This window comes from Pseudomonas sp. R5-89-07 (genome assembly GCF_003851685.1).
Classification (GTDB): domain Bacteria; phylum Pseudomonadota; class Gammaproteobacteria; order Pseudomonadales; family Pseudomonadaceae; genus Aquipseudomonas.
This window is the reverse complement of the sequence record NZ_CP027727.1, coordinates 2,611,910-2,634,917: the sequence shown is the minus strand read 5'-3', so window position 1 is coordinate 2,634,917 and position 23,008 is coordinate 2,611,910. Positions and strand designations below refer to the sequence as shown.

14 protein-coding genes are annotated in these 23,008 nt (G+C 62.7%); 5 read left to right on the top strand and 9 right to left on the bottom strand.

Translation table 11 applies throughout. From position 1 onward, the window contains the following. Positions 1-121: 121 nt before the first annotated feature. From C4J94_RS12000 to C4J94_RS11990, 3 genes are read left to right on the top strand one after another with little or no spacing between them, the layout of a single operon-like run. Complete coding sequence (locus C4J94_RS12000) at positions 122-1,363, top strand: exonuclease SbcCD subunit D C-terminal domain-containing protein (protein WP_124386355.1); 1,242 nt, start codon at positions 122-124, stop codon at positions 1,361-1,363. Further along, complete coding sequence (locus tag C4J94_RS11995) at positions 1,360-4,998, top strand: AAA family ATPase (RefSeq protein WP_124386354.1); 3,639 nt, start codon at positions 1,360-1,362, stop codon at positions 4,996-4,998. The genes C4J94_RS12000 and C4J94_RS11995 overlap by 4 nt, the downstream gene beginning before the upstream one ends. After that, positions 4,995-5,588, top strand: a complete 594-nt coding sequence (locus C4J94_RS11990; RefSeq protein ID WP_124386353.1) for a glutathione S-transferase — start codon at positions 4,995-4,997, stop codon at positions 5,586-5,588. Before C4J94_RS11995 ends, C4J94_RS11990 begins: the two co-directional genes overlap by 4 nt. Positions 5,589-5,716: 128 nt before the next feature. Here C4J94_RS11990 and C4J94_RS11985 read toward each other — a convergent pair whose 3' ends face one another. The 3 genes from C4J94_RS11985 to C4J94_RS11975 form a co-directional block, all read right to left on the bottom strand. After that, positions 5,717-5,896, bottom strand: coding sequence for a hypothetical protein (locus tag C4J94_RS11985; protein WP_124386352.1), 180 nt, complete (start codon positions 5,894-5,896; stop codon positions 5,717-5,719). A gap of 156 nt (positions 5,897-6,052) precedes the next feature. Continuing rightward, the gene (locus tag C4J94_RS11980; protein ID WP_124386351.1) at positions 6,053-7,228 is read right to left on the bottom strand and encodes a lactonase family protein; all 1,176 of its coding nucleotides are present in this window, start codon (positions 7,226-7,228) and stop codon (positions 6,053-6,055) included. Beyond that, complete coding sequence (locus C4J94_RS11975; protein WP_124386350.1) at positions 7,215-7,502, bottom strand: DUF5629 family protein; 288 nt, start codon at positions 7,500-7,502, stop codon at positions 7,215-7,217. Before C4J94_RS11975 ends, C4J94_RS11980 begins: the two co-directional genes overlap by 14 nt. Before the next feature lie 157 nt (positions 7,503-7,659). On the opposite strand from C4J94_RS11975, the gene C4J94_RS11970 reads away from it, so the two are divergent. Beyond that, positions 7,660-12,573 (top strand): dermonecrotic toxin domain-containing protein, encoded by a 4,914-nt coding sequence (locus C4J94_RS11970; RefSeq protein ID WP_124386349.1) that lies wholly within the window; start codon positions 7,660-7,662, stop codon positions 12,571-12,573. 64 nt (positions 12,574-12,637) lie between these two features. Here C4J94_RS11970 and C4J94_RS11965 read toward each other — a convergent pair whose 3' ends face one another. Then, positions 12,638-15,013 carry an RND family transporter gene (locus tag C4J94_RS11965; RefSeq protein ID WP_124386348.1) on the bottom strand — a complete coding sequence of 792 codons (2,376 nt, stop codon included), beginning with the start codon at positions 15,011-15,013 and terminating at the stop codon, positions 12,638-12,640. A gap of 15 nt (positions 15,014-15,028) precedes the next feature. Then, positions 15,029-16,069 carry a YCF48-related protein gene (locus C4J94_RS11960; RefSeq protein WP_124388964.1) on the bottom strand — a complete coding sequence of 347 codons (1,041 nt, stop codon included), beginning with the start codon at positions 16,067-16,069 and terminating at the stop codon, positions 15,029-15,031. Positions 16,070-16,444: 375 nt separating this feature from the next. Here C4J94_RS11960 and C4J94_RS11955 point away from each other — a divergent pair, with 375 nt between their 5' ends. Next, positions 16,445-17,560, top strand: a complete 1,116-nt coding sequence (locus C4J94_RS11955) for a Gfo/Idh/MocA family protein (protein WP_124386347.1) — start codon at positions 16,445-16,447, stop codon at positions 17,558-17,560. A gap of 114 nt (positions 17,561-17,674) precedes the next feature. On the opposite strand, the gene C4J94_RS11950 is transcribed toward C4J94_RS11955, so the two are convergent. From C4J94_RS11950 to C4J94_RS11935, 4 genes are read right to left on the bottom strand one after another with little or no spacing between them, the layout of a single operon-like run. Then, positions 17,675-19,378: an AMP-binding protein gene (locus tag C4J94_RS11950; protein WP_124386346.1), complete on the bottom strand. Its 1,704-nt coding sequence runs from the start codon at positions 19,376-19,378 to the stop codon at positions 17,675-17,677. 31 nt (positions 19,379-19,409) lie between these two features. Then, a complete protein-coding gene (locus C4J94_RS11945; protein WP_124386345.1) occupies positions 19,410-20,708 on the bottom strand; it encodes an acetyl-CoA C-acetyltransferase in 1,299 nt (432 codons plus the stop codon). After that, positions 20,701-21,609, bottom strand: a complete 909-nt coding sequence (locus tag C4J94_RS11940; RefSeq protein ID WP_124386344.1) for a MaoC/PaaZ C-terminal domain-containing protein — start codon at positions 21,607-21,609, stop codon at positions 20,701-20,703. Before C4J94_RS11940 ends, C4J94_RS11945 begins: the two co-directional genes overlap by 8 nt. A gap of 3 nt (positions 21,610-21,612) precedes the next feature. Continuing rightward, positions 21,613-22,956 (bottom strand): 3-oxoacyl-ACP reductase, encoded by a 1,344-nt coding sequence (locus C4J94_RS11935; RefSeq protein ID WP_124386343.1) that lies wholly within the window; start codon positions 22,954-22,956, stop codon positions 21,613-21,615. Positions 22,957-23,008: the final 52 nt, after the last annotated feature.

Sequence of the window (23,008 nt, the reverse complement as noted above, 5' to 3'; positions counted from 1 at the left end):
TTGACTGACACACCGCCATCGGGAGCAACCCCCCTCCCACACTTGACCTGCGCCGCCTGAAGCAGCGTGTTCGCATAACAGGTAAACTCCCCTCCTTTTCATCTTCTCCACGGAGTTCGCCTTGCGTCTGTTTCATACCTCCGACTGGCACCTTGGGCAAAACCTGCACGGCCAGGAACGCGACTTCGAACACGCCTGTTTCCTTGAATGGCTGCTCGGCCAGTTGAAGGCCGAGCGCCCGGATGCGCTGCTGATCGCCGGCGATATCTTCGACACGGTCAACCCGCCGCTCAAGGCGCAGGAGCGGCTGTATGACTTCATCATCGGCGCCCACGAACAAAACCCGAACCTGACGATTGTGATGATTGCCGGCAATCATGACTCCGGTTCGCGCATCGAACTGCCCGCCCCGCTGATGCGCCGTCTGCGCACCCATGCGTTGGGCCGCGTGCTGTGGCTGGATGACGGCCAATTGGATGCCGAACGCCTGCTGATCCCTCTGCCGAACGCCAAAGGCAAGATCGCCGCCTGGTGCCTGGCGCTGCCCTTCCTGCGGCCGGCGGAAGTCACCGGCGCACACCTGGGCGATGACTACCTGCGCGGTATCGGCCAGGTGCATGAATGGCTGATTGCCGCCGCCAACGCCAAGCGCAACAAAGGCCAGGCGCTGATTGCCATCAGCCATGCGCACATGGCCGGGGGTTCGGTGTCGGAAGACTCCGAGCGCAGCCTGATCATCGGTAATGCCGAGGCGCTGCCGGCCAGCCTGTTCGATAGAAGTGTCGGCTACGTTGCCCTGGGCCATCTGCACAAGCCGCAAAAGGTGAATGGCGAAGAGCGCATTCGCTACAGCGGCTCGCCAATTCCGCTGTCGTTTTCCGAAATCGGCTACAAGCACCAAATTCTCGACGTGCTGTTTCAGGGCGAAAGGCTGGTCAGCGTCGAACCGCTGCTGATTCCGCGCTCGGTCAACCTGCAGCGCCTGGAGGCGGCGCCGCTGGCGGATATTCTCAAGGCCCTGGCCGAGCTGCCCGACATCGACCTGCTCGCTGAAACCCAGCGTCACCCCTGGCTGGAAGTGCGGGTGCTGCTCGACGAACCGCAGCCAGACCTGCGCCAGCAGATCGAAACCGCGCTGCAAGGCAAGGCCGTGCGCCTGGTGCGCATCGCCGCCGAATACGCAGGCATTGGCCCGCGCGAAGACGGCGACGAAGGCCGCCTGGTCGAACTCGACCAGCTCACGCCCCAGGAGCTGTTCAGCCGCGCCTGGCAGGACAGCTACGGCAGCGAAGTGGACGAACAGACCTTGAAGGACTTCGCCGTGCTGCTCCAGGAAGTGCAACAGGAGGGCGAACAGCCATGAAGATCCTCGCGATCCGCCTGAAAAACCTCGCCTCCCTGGCCGGGCCGTTCGAAATCGACTTCACCGCCGAACCGCTGGCCAGCGCCGGTCTGTTCGCCATCACCGGGCCCACCGGCGCCGGTAAAAGCACCTTGCTCGATGCCTTGTGCCTGGCGTTGTTTGGTGCGGTGCCGCGCCTGGGCGATACCGGCCAGGCGAAGATGCCGGACGCCGACAGCGATATTTCCATCGGCGATGCCCGCACCCTGCTGCGTCGCGGTACCGGCGGCGGCTATGCCGAGGTGGATTTCGTCGGTGTCAGCGGCCGCCGTTACCGCGCGCGCTGGGAAGCCAACCGCGCCCGCGACAAGGCCAGCGGCAAGTTGCAGGCCAGCCGCCAAAGCCTGATCGACCTGGACAGCGAGCAACTGCTGGCCAGCCAGAAAACCGAATACAAGACCCAGCTGGAACTGGCCCTGGGCCTGAACTTCGAGCAGTTCACCCGCGCCGTGCTGCTGGCGCAGAGCGAGTTCAGCGCCTTTCTCAAGGCCAACGACAACGAGCGCAGCGAACTGCTGGAAAAACTCACCGACACCGCGCTCTACACCCAGCTTGGGCGCCACGCCTTCGACAAGGCCAGGGACGCCAGGGACGCCCACAAGCAGTTGCAGGACCAGGCCACCGGCGTGGTGCCGCTGGCGCCCGAAGCCCGCGCCGAACTCGACCAGCAACTGGCCCAGGCGCAACAACAGCTCAAGAGCCAGCAGGCCCAACTCAAGCAGCTGGAGCTGCAACACACCTGGCTCAAGGAACTGGGCGAATGGCAGGAGCGCCAGCAAAGCGCCGCCGAGCAGTTGCAACACGCCCAACAACACTGGGACAGCCAAGGCCAGCAACGCCAGGATTTAACGCGCCTGGAACAGCTCGCCCCGCAGCGCCACTACTTCGTACGCCGCGCGGAACTCGACGCATTGCTGGCCCCGCTCGCCGAGCAGATTCAACAGCACCTTGACCAGCAAACCGCGCTGCACAGCCGCCAGGAACAGGCGCAACAGCAGCAGGCCAGCGCCCGATCGGCACTTGCCCAAGCCCAGCACCACCAGACGAACGCCGCGCCCTTGTTGCGCCAAGCCTTCGACGCACAGACCACCCTCGCCCACCTGACCCGAGAGCTGACCAAGCGCACCGAGGACAAGCAGCAGCACGAAAGCGCCTGCAGCGAAGGCCAGGCCTTGCTCACGGGCCTGCAAGCCAGACAGGCCGAGGTCGCCGAGCGCCTGCAACGCCTGGCCGCCGAGCTTGAGCGCAGCGCCGACCTTGCCCCGTTGAGCGATGCCTGGAGCGCCTACCGCGACCGCCTGCAGCAGTTGGTGCTGGTCGGCAATCGCCTGAACAAGGGCCAGGCCGAGCTGGCGCAGCTTGAGGCGCGCGCCACCGCCGCCGCCGAACAGTTCGCCCAGCAACGCGACGCGCTGAACCTGCTGTATCAGGAAGCCGGCGCCGAACCGCAGGCCGTCGCCGAGCAGATCCAGCTGCTCGCCAGCCTGTTGCAAGACAATCGCAAGCAGCAACGCGCCTTCGAAGACCTCACGCGCCTATGGGACAGCCAGCAGCAGCTGGATCAACAGGCGGCCACCCTCACGCAAAAACTGGCCCACGCGCAGCAGCAACGCGAACAACTGAACCAGACCGGCCTGCACACCAAGGCCGAACTGGCCGTGGCCGAGCAGACCCTGACGGTGACCAAGCAGTTGCTGGAACGCCAGCGCCTGGCCCGCAGTGCCAGCGTCGAGGAGTTGCGCGAGCAGTTGCAGGATGACCAGCCGTGCCCGGTGTGCGGCAGCCATGAACACCCGTATCACCAGCCTGAAGCGCTGCTGCAGAGCCTCGGCCGGCATGACGAGAACGAAGAAGCCACGGCGCAGAAAGCCGTGGACAGCCTCAAGGAAAGGCTCACCGAACTGCGTGGCGAAGTGGGCGGTTTGATCGCCCAGCAAAAGGAGTTTCTGCAACAGCAGGAGCAACTGGCGACGCAACAGCAAGGCCTCACGCCGAGCCTGCACGCGCATCCGCTCGCCGCCGCCCTGCTCAACCAGGATGCCGCCAAACGCAGCGCCTGGCTGGCCCAGCAACTCGATCAGCTCACACAAAGCATCAGCCAGGATGAACAGCGCCAAGGCGCCCTGCTCAACCTGCAGCAAAACGCCGGGCGTTTGCAGCAACAGTTGCAAGCTGCGCAGGACGCCAGCCAGCAAGCCCGCCAGTTGCTGGTGGACCAGCAGCGCGAACTGGCCAGCGACCACGAACGCCTCGAGGCCGAACTCAACGCCTTTGCCGGCCTGTTGCCGGCCGAGACGCTGGAGGGATTACGCAGCGAACCGGCGGCGACCTTCATGCAATTGGACCAGCAGGTCAGCCAGCGCCTCGACCAATTGAGCCACCAGCGCGATGAGTTGGCTGAGCAGCACGAGCGCCAGCAGGCCATCGAGAAGGAACAGACCCATCAGCAGCATCGCCAGCAGCAACTGGATGCGGCGCAGCAGCAGGTGGCTGATCTGGCCCGGCAGCAACAGGCCGCGCAGGAAACACTCAGTGGCCTGCTGGGCGACCACGCCAGTGCCGAACAATGGCAACTGCAACTGGACCAGGCGCTGGACCAGGCACGCCAAAGTGAAGTCGACGCCAACCAGCAGCTGCAAGCGCTGCACGATGCCCTCATCCAGCTGACCGCCGACCTTAAAGCCCAACAGGAACGCCAGCAGGCATTGGCCGCCGAACAGCTAAGCCTCGACGTGCGCCTGGGCGAATGGCGCGCCCAGCACCCGGAACTGGACGACGACGGCCTGGCCCACCTGCTGGCCTTTGATGAGGCGCAGGTCAATCAACTGCGCCAACAGGTGCAACACAGCGAAAAGGCCGTGGAACAGGCCAAGGTCCTGCTGCACGAGCGCGAGGAACGCCTCGCCGGGCACCAGGCCCAGCACAATGGCAACCTCGACGCCGAGCAGTTGGACGCCGCCCTCGCCGCGCTCAATCAGCAGCTGGCCGACAGCGAGAAACACTGCGCCGAATTGCGCGCGCGCCAGGCCGAAGACCAGCGGCGCCAGGACGCCAACCACGCCCTCGCCGAGCAGATCGCCAGGGCCTATGACGAGTGGCAGCGCTGGGCGCGCCTGAGTGCGCTGATCGGTTCGGCCACCGGCGACACCTTCCGCAAGATCGCCCAGGCCTACAACCTCGACCTGTTGGTGCACCACGCCAACGTGCAATTGCACCAACTGGTGCGCCGCTATCGCCTCAAACGCGGCGGCAGCATGCTCGGGTTGCTGGTGATGGACACGGAAATGGGCGATGAATTGCGCTCGGTACATTCGTTGTCCGGTGGCGAGACGTTCCTGGTCTCGCTGGCCCTGGCCCTGGGCCTGGCGTCGATGGCGTCGAGCACACTGAAGATCGAGTCGCTGTTTATCGACGAAGGTTTCGGCAGCCTGGACCCCGAGTCGCTGCAACTGGCCATGGACGCCCTCGACGGCCTGCAGGCCCAGGGCCGCAAGGTGGCGGTGATTTCCCATGTGCAGGAAATGCACGAGCGCATCCCGGTGCAGATCCAGGTCAAACGCCAGGGCAACGGCTTGAGCACCCTGGAGGTCAAATGAGCGAAGTGCTGCTGTATTCGTTCCGGCGCTGCCCCTATGCAATGCGCGCACGGTTGGCGTTGCGCTATGCAGGCGTAGCGGTAGACATCGTCGAAGTGAGCCTCAAGGCCAAGCCGGCCGAAATGCTGGCGTTGTCGCCCAAGGGCACGGTACCGGTGTTGAGTGTGGAGGGTCGGGTGATCGAGGAAAGCCTGGACATCATGCAGTGGGCGTTGGCGCAAAACGATCCCGACGATTGGCTGCTGCAAGGCGACCCTGCGGTGCTGGCGTTGATCGCCGAGAATGATCAGGGGTTCAAACATCACTTGAATCGATACAAGTACGCCGAGCGCTACCCGGAACAGCCGATGGTGCATTATCGGGCCGAGGGCGAGGTGTTCTTGCAGCGTCTGGAGGATTTGCTGGCGGACCGTGACTATTTGCTCGCCGCGCACCTGAGCCTGGCGGACGCGGCCGTCGCACCGTTCGTGCGCCAGTTTGCCCATGTCGATCGCGAGTGGTTTGCAGGCACGCCATATCCACGGCTACAGGCGTGGTTGCAGCGGTTTCTGGAGTCGCCATTGTTTACATCGATCATGGCAAAAGCATAAATCGCGACTCGGTCCTATGTGGGAGGGGGCTTGCTCCCGATAGCGGTACATCAGTCACACCTGCAGTGCCTGACAAACTGCTATCGGGAGCAAGCCCCCTCCCACATAGGGCTTCTGTAGCGTGATGCTCAGTGCTGGATTTTGTGATCCAGTGCTGCGTAGAAATTGGCGCTTTGCTGCAGGTATTTCTGGGTGTAGGCGCTGGTGCTGGATTTTTTGCCGGTGACTTCAACGCTGGCGGCGGCAGGCAGTGCAACGGTCGCGGAAACAGCGGAAGCGGCGATGATCGAGAAAAGATTGAAGTTCATGATGGTAACCCTCGTGTTCGTTTGGTTGGGTAGCCGTTGGAGGCCTTGGAACCCAACTTACGCCCGAGGGTTGAACCTTTGAAATGCTTTGAAACAGTAGCCGCTATCAATACAATTAATACAACGGCTCAGGCCCCGCCGAGCGGGGCCTGTGGCTTATTGACGCACCAGGAACTTGAGGTCGCTGGGCGCATCGATCGGCTGTTTCTGCACGGTTTTACCCAGCAGGCCGGTCTTGGGGTCGCGCTCGATCACCACGATTTCGTTGCTTTTCTGGTTGGCCACCAGCAGGAACTTGCCGCTGGGGTCCAGGCTGAATTCACGCGGGTGATCGCCTTCGACGGAACGGCGTTGCAGTTCCTTCAGGTGCGCGGTGGCCGGGTCAATGCTGAATACCAGCAACTGGTTGGTGGTGCCACGGTTGCTGACATACAGGAACTTTCCGTCGCTTGACGCATGCAGGGCCGCTCCCGCCTTGTCGGACACCGGCTGGCCGGCGGCAAAATCCACCAACTGGGTTTGGCTCAGCTTGCCGTCGTGGTAATCGAACACCGCCACTTGCGCGCTCATTTCAGTGGTCAGCCAGGCGTGCTTGCCGTCGGCACTGAACAGCAGGTGACGCGGGCCGCTGCCAGGTGGCAACTGCACGGCGGCCGGGTCGGCCGGGGTCAGCGGCAGCTCGTGATTGGCCTTGGGGTCGTAGCGGTAGGCGAAAATCTTGTCGGCCCCCAGGTCCTGAACGAACACGTACTTGCCGTCCGGTGACGAGACCACCGAATGCACATGGTTGGACGCCTGGCGCTCGGGGTTGACGCCGCTGGCCGGGTGCCCGCTCAACTGCACCGGCGCCGACAGCTTGCCCTGGGCGTCGACGGGCAGGATCGCCAGGCTGCCGCCCGGATCCTGCAGCACCGAATAGTTGGCCACGAACAGGTAACGGCCATCACCGGCCACGCTCGAATGGGTCGGCTCATTGCCCAGGCTCTGCACTTGGTTGATCAAGGTCAGCTGGAAGGTCTGGGGGTCGATGCTGTAGCTGCTGACGCGGCCGACCGGGTCCTTCTGGCCCGGGCCGTTTTCATTGACCACGAACAAGTGCTTCTGGTCCTTGGAGACCGTCAGCCAGGACGGGTTCGCCGCCTTTGCCGCCAGCACCGGCTTGCCTTGGAACTGCCCGGCGCGGCTGTCGAACTGCAACCGGTAGATGCCTTCGCTGGTACCGGCGGTGTAGCTGCCTACCAGCAGTTCATAGGTGTCGGCGGGCGCGGCTTGCACCGACATGGCGCCGACACTGCCCGCCATCAGCAGGGGCCAGAATTTACGCATGTTCATCCGTTTCGTCCTCGTCGTTATTGTTGCCGGTGATCGCGCTCATGCACACAAGGCGGTGTTCGCCCGAGTCATCCGCGATGATCCAGCTGTGCAAGGTTTCATCGAACGTCGCGGCCCGTACCTGATCCAGGCTGAAACGCCAGTTTTTGTTTTCGCGGCCGTCCATGGCAGTGATCAGAAGCTGCGCCTCATCAAGGGTGAAATCGAAGGCGTGCAGGCCGTCGACCTCAAGCATGTCGCTGCCAGCCAGGACGGTCATCAGATTATTAGTCATCACAGTCTTTCATCAGGTTCAAAGGGCCAATCATAGGTCAGTTTACCGCTCAAGCCTAAACACATGGCGATCTCAGGCCATAGCGGGCTACCACACCGCACGCGGCGCCTGCCTTTACCGTGGAGGAAACCTTATTCACCTGCAAAGGAACCTGCACATGCCTGACCCGACTCAAGCCCCCACCGCCAACCCCATCCAGCAATCGGTTGCCGCGCAGTTTCGCACGCGCCCGACCTTACGCTCGGTCACCGCCAAGATGCTGGCCGATAACCTGCGCGAAAAATACCCACCGCTGACACAACCACTCGACAGCCTGCGCCTGGCACAACCGCGGTCCGGTGGCGGCCGCGCACTCGTTCCGCTGCTCGATATTGCGCTGGACCACCTCGCAGAAGGGAGCTTCCCCGACCTTTCAGCACGCGACGGGCTGGACTGCTACCTCAGCGACGCCAGCGGTACCCGGCTCACCTACACCACCGATCAGCCACGCGACTATGACCTGCAGGTGATCGCGCAACTGATCGGGGAACTGCCGCGTATTATTTTCGTCGGTTTCCAGGACGCCCTGGCCGCGTACTGGGGGCAATCGAGCAACGCCGGCAACAGCCGCTGGAGATGGCTGGCGCAGGTGCTACAGGGCCGTATGCGTCGTGCGGCCGTGCAAGACGTGGGCGCCGATAGCCAACACTTGCAGATGCTGAGCGTGCTGACCCGCTATCCCGACCGGGAAAACCGCGCCCGCCAACCAGAGCCGGGCAACCGGATCCACGCCTATACCCTGGAAACGCGGCTGGAACGCGCCGGCAGCGACCTGACCGTGCAGTCCAGCGACATTCTGTTGGTCAGTGGCACACAGGTGCTGCTGTGCGGGCTGGCGGGGCGGATTGAATCCTTCGCCAGCCTGGATGCCTTCGGCCTGGCCTGGGGTACGCGCATGAACGAGCGGTTCATCGCCGATAAAATCACCTGGCGGCAATACGAGCCCGATGGCGATATCTTCGAGGTGCAAGCCGCGTTGATCCTCAACCAGCACCTGGAGGATCTTGCCGCCCTGCCCTTGCCGGGCAACTCGAGTGTGGCGGCGCTGGAGCAGGTCTTCACCGACCTTACGGATCCGGCGCGCGATTTGGTCGACGTGCCGGTCATGTCCCGTGCCGTCACCGAAGACGCCTTGCCCGACTGGCTAAAGCAAGCCACCCCGCAAGATCGCTTTGCCTACCACCAATGCCTGCTTGAGCAAGCGGTGATCAAGCGCCAGATCCTCGGCGATCACGACCTCGACCCGCTGGATACCATTGAGACCTATGCGGCCAACCATCTGGAACACCAAATGTGCCTGGACCGCAATGAGCACCTCTACGGCAAACGCAGCTGCAGCGAGGAAGCGCTGGCTGGCGGTTACAAGGCCGCCGACCTGAAGCTGACGTTCCATGTTCCCGTCGGCTCCCTGGAAGGAGGCTACATCGAACAGGTGCACATGAGCCTGGTCGAGCTGGCGCTGAAAAACCTTTCCGGCGCGCCCAAGGGTCGCCTGGAACTGGGCCACACCGGTGACCGTGAGCTCGAAGACTGGCTGACCGCCGATTACATCCTGCAACTGGTGCAACGGGTCAATGTCGGCCACAACTACCCTGAATACCTTCGCCAGCAACTGCAGGGCGACAACCCAGTCGCGCAAAAACGCCGGCGCCTGTTCCGTGAGCAGCGCCCTGTGCAACTGAAGACCCAGGCGCTGGAACTGGCAATCAAGGGCGAAGCCGGGCTGACCCACAGTGGATTTCGCTGCGTGAGCGCGGTGCTCAATGCCGACCGCGCAGACCGCTGGGTCGGCAGCGACGAAATCGTCATGCGACCACTGGCACTCTTGCGTAAACCAGGGGCCGACGCCGATGTCGTGCAGAACATGTTCATCATCGAGCCGCTGAACCTGGACCACGGGCCACACCTGCTGTTTCGCCCGGCCTATCCGGACCCACTGCACGAATATGCCAGCCGCGCAGACCTGCTGGCCGCCATCGCCACCCCTGGCGCGCTGCAAGACAGCGTGCTGACCTGGCTGAAAGACAGTGTTCAATCGATTTACAACGACGGAGGATTCAAAGAGCCACGCTACCTGCGCTTTGGCACAGGCTCGGACTTCGACGCTCTGCCCCAAGTGCCAACGCCAGCCACACTGACGGGCGCCGATGATGTAAGCGGCATCGAAATACGCAACGCACAAAACAGCGGCAAGCTGCTGGACTATCTCTTCGGGTGCGATGCCCAGCAATTGCTGGACCGGGCTGACAATGCGTCCACGTCCAATGATGAAAGCCGCTGGGCGCGGCTCCTCGAAGGCCTGCAACTGGGCTTCAACACGCTGTTGATGGCGGTACGCGGACCGATAGCCGCCGTGGGCTGGCTGTTGCAGCTGGTGCTAAGCCTCAAGCACGACCTGCCGGCGCTTGAAAGCAAAGACCCGACGGCCCGAGAACTGGCCTGGATCGATTTGCTGATGAACATCAGCATGTTGCTGATGCACCACCAATCATTGGGCGAACCACCCGCGCGGCAACCGACTGAAAGCATCGATACCGAACCGGCGCTCGCCAAGTTGCCGTTCAGGCGCCCGTCGCACGACCCGATGCCGGCGACGACTACGGTGATCGAGCGCGGCGCGGTAGGCCTGCCGTCCGAACCTCCGGGGTCGGGCAAGACCTTGCTGGACTTCGATCGCTCGCTGGCCGGCGACAACGCCTCGGCGCGCCTGTTGGAGAAGCTGCTGGGCTATAACGTGCCGTGGCCCAACCCGGTACCGGCGCCCATCGAGATCGGCGCCTATAAAGGCCTGTATCGCATCGACGGGCAGCTGCATGCATCAGTAGGCAGCCTACTGTTCCGGATCAGCATCGTGCCGGGATTTGGCGAGGTGTTTATCATTCACCCGGTGAAAATCGACCATCCGGGAATCCCGATCAAAACCGACGGCAGCGGCCACTGGAGCCTGGACCGGGGCTTGAAACTGCTGGGCGGTGGCCCGAAGCGACTGGCCGACCTGCGCCAGAAAAACAGAGAGCAGATGCAAGAGTTGCTCACGCGTGTCCAAGCCAGCGATATTCTCACCCGCGATGAGCTCGAACCGCCGGTCAAGCAATCCATCGAACAAATGACCATTGCCAGCCAGAACCTTACTGAGCAGCGCAGGAAACTCACGATAGTGTGGAAGCTCGTGGAAGCGGCCACCCCCGCGCAAAAAGCTGCGCTGGATTCGCGGCACCAGACTGAGATACAGAATTATGAGCGACGGTCCACCCAGTATCGGATTCTGCTGGATACCTTGAGTGAGCGCGCCACGAAGTTGCTGGCCGCCCGCAAGGAGAAATTCAAGCTAGGCGAGGAACTGACCAAAGTCGCAGGTGCGGGCACCCACATTCAGAAAATGGAAGAGGTACTCGAGAGCAGCTTGGGGGATGCCCTTCGCCTCTACGAATATGAACGCGAGTGGCTCAATGGTCTCCAGGTGTCCAGAACCGGTGAACCTATGCGCCAGATGGTACATAGGGCCATTATCGAAGCAGCCCTGGGTGACCGCAGCAACTATGAAGAGTACACCGCTAAATCCTTGGAGAGGGCTGACACATGGGACCGCATGGCCCGCTCCACCTCCTCGATGGAAGACTTGCTCGACCAGCTAGGGAAATTTTCACCCGCCGGGCGAACCAAACGTGATCAATGGCTGAACAAGTTCAGCGCGCCCCAGATGTTTTTCTCCGCGAACCTCAAACTCTACGCTCTGGTGCCGCTGGCGCATGCGAGCATTGATATGTCTCAGGTTATCCTTTCGCCGCAGGAACGCCTGTACGCAGACCGGCTGCAAGACCTCGACCTCGACCAAACCTCGCTCTCCCATATCGAGGTACGCAGCAGCAACGACTACCCGCTCAACGAGCAACGGGATCTCTACGAGTCACTCCTCGAAAAGTATCGGCGCTATGAAACGACGTTCCAGGCCCTCAAGGGCCTTGATTCCACACGCGTGGACTCTGCGGCGTCAACGCGACTTCTGGAACGCCTGCAATACGCCCAGGCCCTGGCCGAGAACGAATTGGAAACCGTGGTGCGCAAGCAGGAGGAACTGGAGGTAGAACTGCCGGTGTCGAAAACCCTGCGCCCCAAGGCAGCGACAAAGCGGCTGTTCAAGACCCGCAAAAAAGAATACTTCATTGGCGATGTGAAACCTGCCAGCGGACGCGTTCCCAACGAACAAATACAAATAGCCGACCCGTTGACCGGTGAGGTGCTTGCCGCCTTTGAAGAGCATGAGGATGGCTGGGTCGACACGACCGAGAAAGAAGCCGAGCCGCCACCGGCCGTGACGGGGTTGTCACTGGCGGCCCTTCGAAGCAAGGGCCAGGAACTGATCAGCGAGCGCCGCGGCATTGAGGCCGAGATAAACACCCAGCGTGAGAAAGTCGAAGATCCCGCCACGCGGCAAAAGGTCAACCCGGCCGACTGGGATGCCCTGCTCACCAAGCACGCTGCAAAGTTCACCGCCCTCGCCGATGAGCTGGCCGGCGCCCATTCGGACAAGCCCTCGGCGCAAGGCCTGATCGATGAGTACCGGGCCCAGGCCAGGGACTTGACGCGCCTGGGACAACAGCTGTGCAGCAAAGCCTACAAACTGCAATGGCCGACCCAGGAAAGCGTCACGTACCTCTGGGAGCACGGTGAAATCGACATCAACCTGACCAGCGCCGCCGACCCGGATCGGCCCACCCTCAGTGGGGATTTCTTCGTCGAATACGCGGTGTATGACAAGCGCACCAAACCCCCGCAGGTGCTGTGGTACGCACACTTTCACTACCCAACGGCCAAAACACCGCCGGCCGGCTACAGCCGCGCGCACTTGAAGCTACGAGACCAACGTAAATTCACCCAGAAGGATCTGCTGAAAAAACACGTGCAGGAATATTTGAACAACCTGAAGGAGCCCGGCAGTAGCCCGGTGACCAAAATCATCTACATGCTGATCGAAGCCCCCCTGGACGCGGTGTTCCTGAAGATCGCCCCGACGCCATCCAAGCGGTCATGACAACCGCTTGAATCCAGGCCTTGCCGGGCAGCAGCGCCCGGCAAGGCCCGTGACAGCGTTCCATTCAATGGGCAAACAATGAATTACCCTTCTGCCCCGCCAGCTTCTCGGGCTTGATCAGGAATCGCGCCAGCGCCGGCAGCAGCCATAGCGCACCGAACATGTTCCACAGCAGCATGAAGGTGAGCATCAGGCCCATGTCGGCCTGGAACTTGATCGCAGAGAAGATCCAGGTGCACACGCCGATGGCCAGGCACAGGCCGGTGAACAGCACGGCTTTACCGGTGGACTTCAGCGTCTGGTAATAGGCTTCCTGCAACGGCAAGCCCGCACGCAGGAAGCTTTCAAGGCGGCTGTAGATGTAGATGCCGTAGTCCACGCCGATGCCCACGCCCAACGCCACCACCGGCAAGGTCGCGACCTTGACGCCGATGCCCATGAACGCCATCAGCGCGTTGCCCAGCACCGAGGTCAGCACCAGGGGCAGCACGATGCACAGGGTCGCCGCCCACGAGCGGAAGGTGATCATGCACATGGTGGCCACGCACAGGTACACCAGGATCAGGATAATCAGCTCCGATTCCTTGATCACCTCGTTGGTGGCCGCCTCGATCCCGGCGTTACCGGCGGCGAGGATAAATTCCAGGCCTTCCTTGTTGTTTTCCCTGGCGAAGTCCTGCACCGCATGCACCGCACGGTCGAGGGTCTCGGCCTTGTGGTCGTTGAGGAACACCAGCACCGGGGCCAGGGAGCAGTTGTTGTTGTACAGGCCATCGGCGCGGGCAATGGAGTTGTTCAGCACGTCGGGGTTGCGCGACAGGGTTTCCCATTTCAGGTTGCCCTCGTTCATGCCCTTGATCATCTGCTTGGACACGGTCACCAGCGAGATCGCCGACTGCACGCCCTCGGTGTTCTGCATTTTCCACATCAACTGGTCGATCGGCGCCATGGCTTCATAGCGCGAGCAGCCTTCGGCTTTCGTCTTGACCATCACCACCAGCACGTCGGAGCTGGTGGAATAGTTGCTGATGATGAAGTTGTTGTCCTTGTTGTAGCGCGAATCCGGGCGCAGCTCCGGCGCGCCCTGGTCCAGGTCGCCGATCTTGAGGTTCTGGCTGTACCAGAGCCCGCCGCCAAACGCCACCAGCGCCAGCGCGATGGAAACCGGCGCGACTTTCGGGCTGGCGAAATTCGACAGCAGGCGCCAGAACGGGTGTTCGCGGTTCGCGTCTTTCTTGCTCTTGGCGATGGCGCGCGGGCTGATGCCCACATAGGAAATCGCCACCGGCAGCAGGATCAGGTTGGTGAACACAATCACCGCCACGCCGATGGACGCACCGATGGCCAGCTCGCGGATCACGCCGATGTCGATGATCAGCAAAGTGATAAAGCCGACCGCGTCGGCGAGGATCGCGATCATGCCCGGCAGGAACAGTTGTCGGAAGGTGCGCCGCGCGGCGGTCAGGGCGTTGTCCGCCTCGCTCGACTGCAGGGCGATACCGTTGATCTTCTGTACCCCGTGGGAAATACCAATGGCGAAGATCAGGAACGGCACCAGCATCGAATACGGGTCGAGCCCGAAGCCGAAGAAGTGCATCAGGCCGAGCTGCCAGACCACCGCCACCAGCGTGGTACTCAGCACCGCAATGGTGCTGCGCAGGCAGTTGGTGAACCACAGCAGCAGGATCAGGGTGATGACGAAGGCGATGCCGAAAAACATGACCACCATCACCAGGCCGTCGATCAGGTCGCCAACCTTTTTGGCGAAGCCGACGATATGAATCTTGACGTTGGGGTTCTGCGCTTCGAACTTGTCGCGGATTTTTTCTTCAAGCTCATGGGAGAACTTGCGGTAGTCCAGGGCCAGCAACTTGCCCTGGTCCTGCGGATCCGGGTAGGACTCCAGCAACGGGATATCGACGATGCTCGACTTGAAGTCGTTGGACACCAGCCGCCCGACCTGGCCGGACTTGAGCACATTGTTGCGCAACTGGTCGAGGCTTTGCGGCGAGCCGTTGTAGCTCTGCGGGATCACTTCACCGCCGGCAAAGCCTTCCTCGGTCACTTCGGTCCAGCGCACGCTGGGGCTCCACAGCGACTTTAGCCCCGAACGGTCGACGCCGGAGATGTAAAACACCTCGTCGTTGATCTGCCTCAGGGTCTCCATGTACGCCTGGGTAAAGATGTCACCGTCCCTGGCTTCCACCGAAATACGCACGGTGTTGCCCAGGTTGGCCAGGTCGTTGCGGTGCTCCATCATCTTTTCGATGAAGGGGTGCTTGAGGGGGATCATCTTTTCAAAGCTGGTGGACGGGCGAATCAAGGTCGCCTGCCAGAACAGGAAAATGCTCACCAGCAGGCAGATGACGATCACTGCCGGGCGGTTGTTGAAGATCAGGCGCTCAAGAAAGGTCGCTTTATCGTTGTGATGACTGCTCATGCTTGCCCCGCCTTCTTATTGTTTTATCGGTTCTGCGCCAGTGGGCATGGCGACGCGAACACCACCCTGTCCGGCCAGAATCAGATTTCCATTGCCTGCCGCCGTCACCGCCGACAGCGAAATACGGTCCGGGCGGTTGAATACGCTGAAGCTCTGGCCGTCGTCATGGCTGACCACCACGCTGCCGCCATTGCCCACCACGACGATGGAACCGTCCTCCAGCAGGGTCGCGCCCGACAGGCCGAATTCGAGGGCGCCACGGGCCGCATTCAACTGCACCTGCTCCCAGGTGCTGCCAAAATCGGTGGAGCGGTAAAGGTTGCCGCGCAGGCCGTAGGCCAACAGGGTGTTCGGCTGAGCGGTGCCAATCACGCCAAACAACGAGCCCTCGTAGGGACCTTCGAGTTTTTCCCAGGTCTGGCCGTCATCGCTGGAGCGGAACATGCTGCCCTGCTCGCCGACGATAAACAGGCCGGCGTCCTTGACGGAGGCGATGGCGTTGAGGTGGAACTGGTCTTCGTTGTCGAGGCGCTCGCTGACGTCTTCCCAGGTCTTGCCGCCGTCGTTGGTCTCGATCAGCGCACCGTAGGCGCCCACGGCCAGACCGTGATTGGCGTCGTTGAACCACAGGTCGAGCAAGGGCGCTTCGCGCTTGAGGTCCTGGTACTGCTGGGTCCAGTTGGCGCCACCGTCGCTGCTGGCCAGGATCTGCGCATCATGGCCGACTGCCCAACCGTGCTTGGCATCGACGAAAAACACCGCCGTGAGCAGTTGCCGGGTGGGCACTTTGGCTTGGGTCCAGGTGCTGCCCTGGTCATCGGAATAGAGGATGTGACCGCGATCACCCACCGCCACCAGGCGCTGGCCGGCGTGGACCACGTCGATCATCAGGCCTCTGGCGGCCTTGGGGGATTGGATTGCAAACACCGCCGCGGCGGGGGTATCGCTGGCGGCCTGGGCGACGCCGGGTAACGCGACGCCTCCAAGCAGCGAGAGCGCTGTGGCCAGCAACGCAAGCGTGCGTGCGGCGCGTGGGCGGCAAACAACCCAACCCATGACAGGCTCACTCATAGACCTTTCTCCCATTTATTATTGTTAGGTCGCGGTGCTTTGCGCGGGGCTCTGAAACCTGCAATCTAGAGCGCCTGAGGCAAGCACGGGCCATCCTATCGGGCTTTGGAATCGTCTGACAATCAGCGCTACGTTATCTTTTGTTAACTGGCGGCGTTTGGCCACAGGCTGAATATAGCTGCATCAGCTGAAATGATGGTGGTAGGTGACGCGGAGCGTCCCTGACGGCATTACCACGCGGAGCGTGGGAACGATCGGGTCGTCGCACGCAGGGTGAATTTTTATTCTATCTATTGAATTTTGCGAATATTTATTCCATTAATACGCCTCCTGAAAACAATAATCCAAAGGACCACGGCGATGCGTGAACTCGGAATCGGCTTGATCGGCACAGGCTTCATGGGGCGCGCCCACGCGCTGGCGTTCAACAATGCCAGGGCGGTGTTCGAACTGCCTGTCACGCTCAAGCTGGCGGCGCTGGCCGATGCGGACACCGAGCGCGCGCAACGTTGTGCCAGCGCCTGGGGGTTTGCCCAGGCCCATGCCGACTGGCAGGCATTGATCGAGGATCCCACGGTCGATGTCGTGGCCATCACCACCCCCAACCACCTGCACTACCCCATGGCCATGGCGGCGATTGCGGCCGGCAAGGCGGTGTATTGCGAGAAGCCGCTGGCCGTCAGCCTGGAACAGGCCGATGCCATGCGTCGCGCCGCCAGTGCAGCCGGGGTAGTCACACGCGTGGGCTACAACTACCAGCACAACCCGATGATCGTGCTGGCGCGGCAGATGATTGCCAGTGGCGAGCTTGGCCAGATCATCAGTTTCCAGGGCGAGTTCAGCGAAGACTTCATGGCCGATCCGGCCTCGCCCTGGTCGTGGCGTTGCGAGGTGGAACACGCTGGCGGCGCGCTGGCCGACCTGGGCAGCCATTTGCTGTCGATGGCCCATTACCTGATGGGCGACGTGGTGAGCGTGTGTGCCGACACCCAGACCGTCCACGCGCAACGGCCGGCCCTGAAAAGCAGCCAAGAACTGAAGGCCATCGCCGTGGATGATCAGGTCCACGCCCTGTTGCGTTTTGCCAATGGCGCGCGCGGCACGGTGAGCAGCAGTTGGCTCAAGCATGGCTACAAGAACCACCTGAGTTTTGAAATCAGCGGCACCCTGGGCACCCTGGCGTTCGATCAGGAGCGCTTGAACGAACTGCGCCTGTGCCGCGTCGGCCAGGACGGCTTCCAGCGCCTGCTCGCCGGCCCTGCCCTGCCCGGTTACGCCGCGTTCAGCCCGGCGGCGGGCCATCAGTTGGGGTACAACGAGTTGAAGACGCTGGAGGTTCAGGAATTGATCATGGCGCTGGCGGGGCAAGGTGCGCATGGCACTGATTTCGAGGCGGCGTGGGCGGTAGAGCGGCTGGCGACGGCGATTCGCCACGCCGCTCAGCAAGATCGCTGGGTCAATGTGAACTCAGTCTAAATGTGGGAGGGGGCTTGCCCCCGATGGCGGTGTGTCAGTCAGCACATGCAGTGAATGACACACCGCTATCGGGGGCAAGCCCCCTCCCACACTTGGATCACCAGTGGCCTCACGTTAGCGCAAGGCGCGGCGCAGCACTTTGCCTACCGTGGTTTTGGGCAACTCAGTGGTGCGGAACTCCACGTATCGCGGCACCTTGTAGCCGGTCAGATACTCCCGGCAATGGGCGAGAATCTGCGCCTGGGTCAGGCTCGGGTCCTTGCGCACCACGATGATCTTGACCCTCTCGCCGGTCACGCCATCTTCCACGCCAATCGCCGCCACTTCCGCCACACCGGGATGCATCGCCACCACATCCTCGATTTCATTCGGGTACACGTTGAAGCCCGAGACCAGGATCATGTCCTTCTTGCGGTCCACCAGCCGGATATACCCACGCTCATCCATCACCCCGATATCACCGGTCGACAGCCAGCCCTCGGCGTCCAGCACTTCGGCGGTTTCCCTGGGGCGTTTCCAGTAGCCCTGCATCACTTGCGGACCGCGCACTTGCAGCTCGCCCTGCTCGCCGACCTCGGCCATTTCGCCGTCTTCACGCACGAAGCGCACCCAGGTCGACGGCAACGGCACGCCGATGCTGCCGGTGAATTCCATCTCGCGCATCCGGCTGATGTCGATGGGGCTGATGCTCACCACCGGTGAACACTCGGTCAGCCCGTAACCCTCGATGATCGGCAACCCGGTGACTTCCTTCCAGCGCTTGGCCACCGCCGTGTGCGTGGCCATGCCGCCGGCGATCACCATGCGCAGGTCGGAAAAGTCCCGCGCGCAGAATTCCTTGTTCTCCAGCAAACCGTTGAACAGCGTGTTGACCCCGGCAATGCCGTTGAAGCGCTCCTTGCGCAGGATCATCTGCACCCGCTTCACGTCCCGTGGGTTGGCGATCAGGATATTGCGTCCGCCCAGGCACATGAACATCAGGCAGTTCACCGTGAGGGAAAAGATGTGGTACAGCGGCAGCAAGGTGACGTTGGTCTCCTGCTGGTCCTGGTCCAGTTGGTCACCGACCCAGGCCTTGGCTTGCAACAGGTTGGCAATGATATTGCGATGGCTGAGCATCACGCCCTTGGCATCGCCGGTGGTACCGCCGGTGTATTGCAGGAAGGCCAGTTCATCGCGGTTCAGGCTGACCGGCAGATAAGTGAGCGCCCGCCCCTGCCTGAGCACCTGGTTGAAGCGTACCGCGCCGGGCAGCCTGAAGGCCGGCACCTGCTTCTGCACGCTGCGCAGGATGAAGTTCATCGCCGCGCCCTTGAAGGTGCCGAGCAAGTCGCCGATGGCCGCCACCACCACGCGCTTGACGCTGCTGCCAACGATGACTTTTTCCAAGGTGTGGGCGAAGTTTTCGAAGATCACCACGGTCTCGGCGCCGCTGTCCTTGAGCAGGTGCTTGAGTTCATGGGCGGTGTACAGCGGGTTGACATTGACCACCACCGCGCCGGCCAGGATCGTGCCCAACAGGCAGATGGGGTACTGCAAGCAATTAGGCATCATCAGCGCGACGCGGTCGCCCTTCTTCACGCCCTGGCCCTGCAGCCAGGCGGCAAAGGCGTTGCCCTGAACCTGCCAGTCTGCGTAGGTCATGGATGTGCCGATGCTGACATACGCCACCCGCTCGCGAAATTTCTCCAGGTGCTCCAGGAACACTTCGCGCAACGAAGGGTAATCTTCGATAGCGGCATCGATGTCCGCCGGCACGCCGGGCAGGTAGGCGTTCAACCAGATGCGTTCGCTGTGTTCCAGGCTGATGGCGTTCATGGCAGTGTCCTTATTGTTGTTGTGGTTTGGGCTACTTTTCGACGATGGCGGTAATACCCAGCCCGCCCGCCGCACAGATGGAGATCAAGCCGCGACCGCCGCCACGCTCATGGATCGCCTTGGCCAATGCCGCCAGTTGCCGGCCGCCCGTGGCGGCAAACGGATGACCGCAGCCGAGCGAGCCGCCGTTGACGTTCATTTTCGTGCGGTCGATGGCGCCCAACGGTGCGTCCAGGCCAAGCCGCTCGCGGCAGTAGTCCGGGTCTTCCCAGGCCTTGAGTGTGCACAGCACCTGGGCGGCGAAGGCTTCGTGGATCTCGAAGAAATCAAAGTCGGCCAGGCCCAGGCCTTCGCGCTTGAGCATGCGCGGTACGGCGTAGGCCGGCGCCATCAACAGGCCTTCGGTGCCGTCGACAAAATTCACCGCCGCCGTTTCGCCGGTGCGCAGGTAGGCCAGCACTGGCCAGCCACTGGCGGCGGCCCAGGCTTCGCTGGCCAGCAGCACCACCGAGGCGCCGTCGGTCAGGGGCGTTGAGTTGCCGGCGGTGAGCGTGCCGTTCTGGCGGTCGAACGCCGGCGCCAGGCTGGCGAGTTTTTCCAGGCTGATATCGCTGCGCAGGTTGTTATCACGGGCCAGGCCGCGATGGGGGCTGATCAGGTCGTCGAAGAAGCCGCGCTGGTAAGCCGCGTCGAGGCGTTGATGACTGCACAGGGTCAGCTCATCCTGGGCCAGGCGCTTGATGTGCCAGCGCTTGGCCATTTCTTCACAGTGCTCGCCCATCGACAGGCCGGTGCGGGGTTCGCCGTTGCGCGGCAGCAGCGGCTTGAAGAACATCGACGGGCGCACCTTCAGCAAGCTTTTCAGCTTGTCGCCCATGCCCTTGGCCCGATTGGCCGCGAGCAAGGTGTGACGCAACGATTCATTGATGCCAATCGGCGCGTCGGAAGTGGTGTCCGCGCCACCCGCGATGCCTACCTCGATCTGGCCGAGGGCGATTTTATTGGCCACCAGCAACGCCGCTTCCAGGCCCGTGCCGCAAGCTTGCTGCACATCGTAGGCCGGCGTCTGCGCGGACAATGTGGTCGACAGCAGTGATTCACGGGCCAGGTTGAAATCGCGCGAATGCTTGATCACCGCGCCGGCGACGAATTCACCCAGGCACTGACCGTGCAGGTTGTAGCGATCCACCAGCCCTTGGAGTGCGGCCACCAGTAAGTCCTGATTGCTGTCGTGCGCATAGGCGGTGTTGGATCGCGCAAACGGCAGACGGTTGCCGCCGATGATCGCCACGCGTCGAGTCGGCGGCGGATTGAAGTTGTATTCACTCATAGAGGGCGCTCATTCCAGGCGTTTGATCCCATAGCAGCAATCCACGCATATGCGGTTTGTCGCCAGCGGCATTGCGCACTTCGAACTCACGTAGCGGGCCCGTCACAGGGCGGCTCCACAGGGCCACCTGGCCGGGCAGAAAAATCGGCAATTTGAAGTCGCAATGGGCCTCGGCGCGGTCCAGGCCGCCCGGCGGCTGCTGAGCGGCGAGCGCACGGCCCAGGGTCCACATGCCGTGGGCAATGGCGCGGCGAAAGCCGAAGAGCTTCGCGCCCACCAGCGAGGTATGGATCGGATTGAAGTCCCCCGAGACCTTGGCAAACCGGCGCCCCAGATCGGCGGGCAACACCCAGCGCTGGGTGCGTAGCAAGCCGTCTTCCTGTAAGGGCAATGCATTCACCCACTGCTCGCCGACGGGATTTTTCACATCGCGGCGCAGGTACAGGCTGTCGCTTTCCCACACCAGGGCCTCGGCGCCGTAGGCACGGGTCGCGATGCTCAACGCCTGCCCCTTGGGATGGGCGACCCAGCGCTCGCAGAACACTTCCAGACGCAGCGCCTGGCCTTCGTGCAAGCGTTGGTGCTGGCGAATACGATTGGCCAAATGCACCATGCCGCTGGCCGGGTACGGGAAGCTGGGGTGGGTCAGCAGCATCAAGTGCAACGGGAACGCCAGCACATGAGGATAGGACAGCGGCACGCCCTGCTCCGGACGAAAGCCACAGGCACGGCCATAGGCGGTGATAGCGCCGCCCGAGAGCTCCACTGCCGGGCGTACCAGGCGCTCCCTGGGCAATAACGGCGCGGTGTCAGGCTTGGGTTTGCGCAAGCCACGCACACCGTCGAGCAACAGTTGGGCGCGCGAGGGCGGCGGGTCGATGATCTGCGTCACATAGTCCATGGTTCAGGCCCCCAGCAGGCTTTGGCCGCACACCCGCACCACTTGACCGTTGACCCCACCGGACGCCGGATGCGCCAGCCAGGCGATGGTTTCGGCCACGTCGACCGGTCGACCGCCTTGGGACAGGGAGTTCATACGCCGCCCGGCCTCGCGGATCAACAGCGGGACTTTCGCCGTCATCTGCGTCTCGATAAACCCCGGCGCCACGGCATTCACCGTCACCTGCTGCGCCGCCGCACGTGGGGCCAGGCCCTGCACCAGGCCGATCACCCCGGCCTTGGACGTGGCGTAGTTGCTTTGCCCCAGGTTGCCGGCGATACCGGAAATCGACGAGACGCACACAATGCGCCCGCCCGGGTTCAGGCCCTGATGGTCCAGCAACGCCTGGCTGAGCTGCAACGGCGCTTCAAGGTTGACCGCCAGCACACTGCGCCAAGCCGCTTCGGTCATCTTGGCGATGGTCTTGTCGCGGGTAATGCCGGCGTTGTGTACCACCACGTCGAAGGCGCCGTACTGGCTGACGTGCGCCTGCAGTAACGCGGCGGCATCCGGCGCCGTGATGTCCAGGGGCAACGCCGAGCCGTTCACGCTATCGGCGGCCTCTTGCAGTGCCTGCTGGGCCTGGGGCACGTCGATGCACACCACGTGGGCACCGTCGCGCGCCAACACCTGGGCGATGGCCAGGCCAATGCCACGGGAGGCTCCGGTCACCAGCGCGCGACGGCCGGCGAGCGGCGTGTCCCAAAGGATCGCGGGAGTGCTGTCTACGCGCTTTTGCAGGCGTATCACTTGCCCCGACACGTAAGCCGACCGACGCGACAGAAAGAAGCGCAGGCTGCTGTCCAACGCGCCTTCGGCTCCAGGCGCCACGTAGATCAATTGCACGGTGATCGCCCGGCGCAGCTCCTTGGCCAGTGAGCGCACCAGGCCTTCTAGCGCACGCTGGGCGACGGCCTGGGGGATGTCCTGGCAGTGTTCCGGCGCGGTGCCGAGTACTACCACGCGAGCGTGTTGGCGCAGGCGCTTGGCGTTGCAGTGAAAGAAGGTATAGAGCTCGTCCAGGTGCTGCAGGTCGGTCACGCTCGTGGCATCGAACACCGCGCCCTGCACCTTCACCGTGGACGGCGCCCTTGAGGTTGCCGGGGTGGCAACCACGGTCTCAGTGGCGCTGAAAAGGCGTTGCACTTGCTCCGCCACGCGCCCTGCCCCAGCGAGAATGACCGGGTTGACCAAACCGGGTTGACCGCTGCGATGGCGTTGCAGCGCCAAGGGTTGCGGCAAGCCGACGGCCTGGGCCAGACGGCGCCCCCAGGGGGAATTGACGAAAGTAAGGTAGCTGTCACTCATATCACCATCCTGCCTTGAAAACCCAATCACATGTGGGAGGGGGCTTGCCCCC

Excerpts from the sequence above, each read along its gene's own strand:
- C4J94_RS11955 (WP_124386347.1), top strand. The coding sequence starts at position 16,445 with ATGCGTGAACTCGGAATCGGCTTGATCGGCACAGGCTTCATGGGGCGC.
- C4J94_RS11940 (WP_124386344.1), bottom strand. The coding sequence starts at position 21,609 with ATGGACTATGTGACGCAGATCATCGACCCGCCGCCCTCGCGCGCCCAA.
- C4J94_RS11950 (WP_124386346.1), bottom strand. The coding sequence starts at position 19,378 with ATGAACGCCATCAGCCTGGAACACAGCGAACGCATCTGGTTGAACGCC.
- C4J94_RS11990 (WP_124386353.1), top strand. The coding sequence starts at position 4,995 with ATGAGCGAAGTGCTGCTGTATTCGTTCCGGCGCTGCCCCTATGCAATG.
- C4J94_RS11945 (WP_124386345.1), bottom strand. The coding sequence starts at position 20,708 with ATGAGTGAATACAACTTCAATCCGCCGCCGACTCGACGCGTGGCGATC.
- C4J94_RS11935 (WP_124386343.1), bottom strand. The coding sequence starts at position 22,956 with ATGAGTGACAGCTACCTTACTTTCGTCAATTCCCCCTGGGGGCGCCGT.
- C4J94_RS11975 (WP_124386350.1), bottom strand. The coding sequence starts at position 7,502 with ATGACTAATAATCTGATGACCGTCCTGGCTGGCAGCGACATGCTTGAG.
- C4J94_RS11985 (WP_124386352.1), bottom strand. The coding sequence starts at position 5,896 with ATGAACTTCAATCTTTTCTCGATCATCGCCGCTTCCGCTGTTTCCGCG.
- C4J94_RS11980 (WP_124386351.1), bottom strand. The coding sequence starts at position 7,228 with ATGAACATGCGTAAATTCTGGCCCCTGCTGATGGCGGGCAGTGTCGGC.
- C4J94_RS11960 (WP_124388964.1), bottom strand. The coding sequence starts at position 16,069 with ATGGGTTGGGTTGTTTGCCGCCCACGCGCCGCACGCACGCTTGCGTTG.
- C4J94_RS11995 (WP_124386354.1), top strand. The coding sequence starts at position 1,360 with ATGAAGATCCTCGCGATCCGCCTGAAAAACCTCGCCTCCCTGGCCGGG.
- C4J94_RS11970 (WP_124386349.1), top strand. The coding sequence starts at position 7,660 with ATGCCTGACCCGACTCAAGCCCCCACCGCCAACCCCATCCAGCAATCG.
- C4J94_RS11965 (WP_124386348.1), bottom strand. The coding sequence starts at position 15,013 with ATGAGCAGTCATCACAACGATAAAGCGACCTTTCTTGAGCGCCTGATC.